The sequence below is a fragment of the Cellulosimicrobium sp. 22598 genome, assembly GCF_052044445.1.
GTDB lineage: Bacteria > Actinomycetota > Actinomycetes > Actinomycetales > Cellulomonadaceae > Cellulosimicrobium > Cellulosimicrobium cellulans_G.
Genome location: NZ_JBQEMZ010000038.1, coordinates 1 through 3,423 on the forward strand (window position 1 = coordinate 1; position 3,423 = coordinate 3,423).

Annotated in this window: 1 protein-coding gene; it reads right to left on the minus strand. The window is 72.4% G+C overall.

Annotation, left to right across the window (positions count from 1 at the left end; genetic code table 11):
* Positions 1-171 precede the first annotated feature (171 nt).
* Positions 172-3,423, minus strand: a 3,252-nt coding sequence (locus ACTJIY_RS20760) for a molybdopterin-dependent oxidoreductase (RefSeq protein ID WP_440675394.1), incomplete at its 5' end; no start/stop codon positions are given.

Below are 3,423 nucleotides of genomic sequence, written 5' to 3' on the forward strand. Positions count from 1 at the left end.
GCCTGCTTGCACGTGACCGAGCACGTGTGACACCCGATGCACTTGTCCAGGTTCATCACCATCGACATCTGCGCCATCACCCGCACGACGTCACCCCCTCCCGCGCCGACGACACCCTGCCCGCGGCCGGGCCCCGCGCCGTTCCGCTCCGGGTCACGAGTGTCACGCGTGTCACGAGTACCGCACCTCCTGGCTGCGTCGGCGGATGACGGTCATCTCGTCGCGCTGGTTCCCCGTGGGCCCGAGGTAGTTGAACGCGTAGGAGAGCTGGGCGTACCCGCCCGCGAGGTGCGTCGGCTTGAGGAGGATGCGCGTGAGCGAGTTGTGGATGCCGCCGCGCAGCCCGGACGTCTCGGCGAGCGGGACGTCGATCGTGCGGTCGGTCGCGTGGTGCATGTACACCGTGCCCTCCGGCATCCGGTGGCTGACCACCGCCCTCGCCACGACCACGCCGTTGCGGTTGTACGCCTCGATCCACTCGTTGTCCGCGACCCCGATCTTGGCGGCGTCGGCGGGCGACATCCAGACGTTCGGGCCGCCACGGGACAGGGACAGCATGAAGAGGTTGTCCTGGTACTCCGAGTGGATCGACCACTTGTTGTGCGGCGTCAGGTACCGCACCGCGACCTCGGCGTGACCGCCGGAGGCGGGGTAGCCCGACGGCGACGTGTCGCCCACGACCGGCGAGTCGCCGAACAGGCGGTGCATGTCGAGCGGCGGCCGGAAGATCGGCATGTGCTCGCCGAGCTCGATCATCCAGTCGTGGTCGAGGTAGAGGTGCTGGCGACCCGTGAGCGTGTGCCACGGCTTGAGCCGCTCCACGTTGACGACGAACGCCGAGTACCGGCGGCCCCCGTGCTCCGACCCGGACCACTCGGGAGAGGTGATGACCGGCGTCGGGCGCGACTGCACGTCCGGGAACGTCACGCGCTTGCCCTGCTCGTCCAGGGCGAGGTCCGCGAGCCGGGTGCCCGTGCGCTGCTCCACGTGCTCGAACCCCTGCACCGCGAGCCGGCCGTTCGTCGTCCCCGACAGCGCGAGGATCATCTCGCACGCGTGCGTGTCGCGGTCCAGGCGCGGGCGCCCGGCCGCAGGACCGTCCTGGACGAGGCCGTTGCGACGTCCGAGGTCGGCGACCTCGGGCGCGGGCGAGAAGTGCACGCCCTTGGTCACCATGCCCGCCTTCTCCGTGAGCGGGCCGAGCGACGCCATGCGCGCGGCGAACGCCGGGTAGTCCCGCTCGACGACCACGAGCTTCGGCATCGTCACGCCCGGCACGAGCTCGCGCTCCGTCACGGGCAGGCCCGAGTCGGTGAGCGCGCCGTGCGGGACCGCCATCTCGTCCGGGGTGTCGTGCGCGAGCGGCGCCGCGACGAGGTCCTCCCGGACCCCGAGGTGCGTCACCGCGAGCTCGGACACCTTCCCCGCCAGCGTGTGGAAGATGTCGAAGTCGGTCCGCGTCTGCCACGGCGGGCTGATCGCCGGGTTGAACGAGTGCACGAACGGGTGCATGTCCGTCGAGGACAGGTCGTGCTTCTCGTACCAGGTGGCCGCGGGCAGCACGACGTCGGAGAACAGCGTCGTCGACGTCATGCGGAAGTCGAGCGTGACGAGCAGGTCGAGCTTGCCGTGCGGCGCCTCGTCCCGCCAGGTCATCGACCGCGGGCGGCGCTCGGGGCTCGACTCGGCCGCGTTGACCGCGGCGTCCGTGCCGAGCAGGTGCTTGAGGAAGTACTCGTTGCCCTTGCCCGACGACCCGAGGATGTTCGCGCGCCACACCGTCACGACGCGGGGGAAGTTCGCGGGGTCGTCCGGGTCCTCGCACGCGAACCGCAGGTTCCCTGCCTTGAGCTCGTCGACCACGTGCTGCGCGGGTTCCTTGCCCGCCGCGCGGGCCTCGTCCACCAGGTCGAGCGGGTTGCGGTCGAACGTCGGGTAGCTCGGCATCCAGCCGCGCTGCGCCGACTCGACGAGCGTGTCCGCCGTCGTGCGCCCGGAGAACTGTCCCTGCGCGAGCGGCGACGCGAGCGCGTCCGCGGGCAGGCCGTCGTAGCGCCACTGGTCCGTCGCGAGGTACCAGAACGCGGTGCCGATCATCTGCCGCGGCGGGCGCGACCAGTCCAGTCCGCCCGCGTACTGCGCCCAGCCCGTGACCGGCCGGCACTTCTCCTGCCCCACGTAGTGCGCCCACCCGCCACCGTTCACGCCCTGGCAGCCGGTGAGCGTCGTGAGCGCGAGCATCGCGCGGTAGATCGTGTCGGAGTGGAACCAGTGGTTGGTGCCCGCACCCATGATGATCATCGAGCGACCGCCCGAGTCCAGCGCGTTCTGCGCGAACTCCCGCCCGATGCGCTCGGCCGCCGCGGCCGGGACCCCGGTGAACCGCTCCTGCCACGCGGGCGTCGCGGGCGTCGCGTCGTCGTCGTAGCCCGCGGGCCACTCGCCGGGCAGCCCCAGCTCCGGGCGGTTCACGCCGTACTGCGCGAGCAGCAGGTCCAGCACCGTCGTGACGAGCCGCCCGCCGACGCGGCGGGCCGGGACCCCGCGCACGACGACGCCCGCGCCGCCCAGGTGCGCGGCGGCCTCGTCGCCCGGCGTCGGGTCGAGGTCGAACCGCGGCAGCGCGACGGCGACCGTCTCGTAGGTGAGCTCCGCCGAGGTTGAGCCCTGGTACCCCGAGGTAGAGCCCTGGTCGGCCGAGGTAGAGCCCTGGTCGGGCGAGGTAGAGCCCTGGTCGGCCGACGGCGGTCGCCCGGGGACGGTGTCGCGAGTGGGGGCGGCCTGCGGAGCACCCCAGAAGACCCCGTGCGGGTCGGCGACCGAGAGCAGCGGGTCGATGTCGCCGAGGTCGAGGTTCCAGCGGCCCGCGTCGGCCTCGCCGTAGCGGTGGCCGAGGCTGCCGTTCGGGACGCGCGGCGTGCCGTCGGCGTCGAGCACGACGGTCTTGAAGCGCGCGTTCGAGGAGGCGGCGTCGTCGTCGCCGGGGCGCCCGACGCCGTCGGGCAGGTCCGCCGCGGTGAGGAACTTCCCCGGGACGTACGTGGCGCGGCCGGGCCCCGGCGCGTCGCCGTGCTCGTCGAGGACGACGAGGTGCGGGAGGTCGGTGAAGCGCGCCGCGTACTCGGCGAACTGCGGGGTGCGGCGCTGCGCGTAGTGCTCGGTGAGGATGACGTGGCCCATGGCCAGGGCGAGGGCGCCGTCGGTGCCGGGATGGGGTGCGAGCCACTCGTCGGCGAACTTGGTGTTGTCGGCGTAGTCGGGGGAGACGACGACGACCTTCTGCCCGCGGTAGCGGGCCTCGGTCATGAAGTGGGCGTCGGGGGTGCGGGTGACCGGGACGTTGGAACCCCACATGATGCAGTAGGTGGCGTTCCACCAGTCGGCGGACTCCGGGACGTCGGTCTGGTCGCCGAACACCTGCGG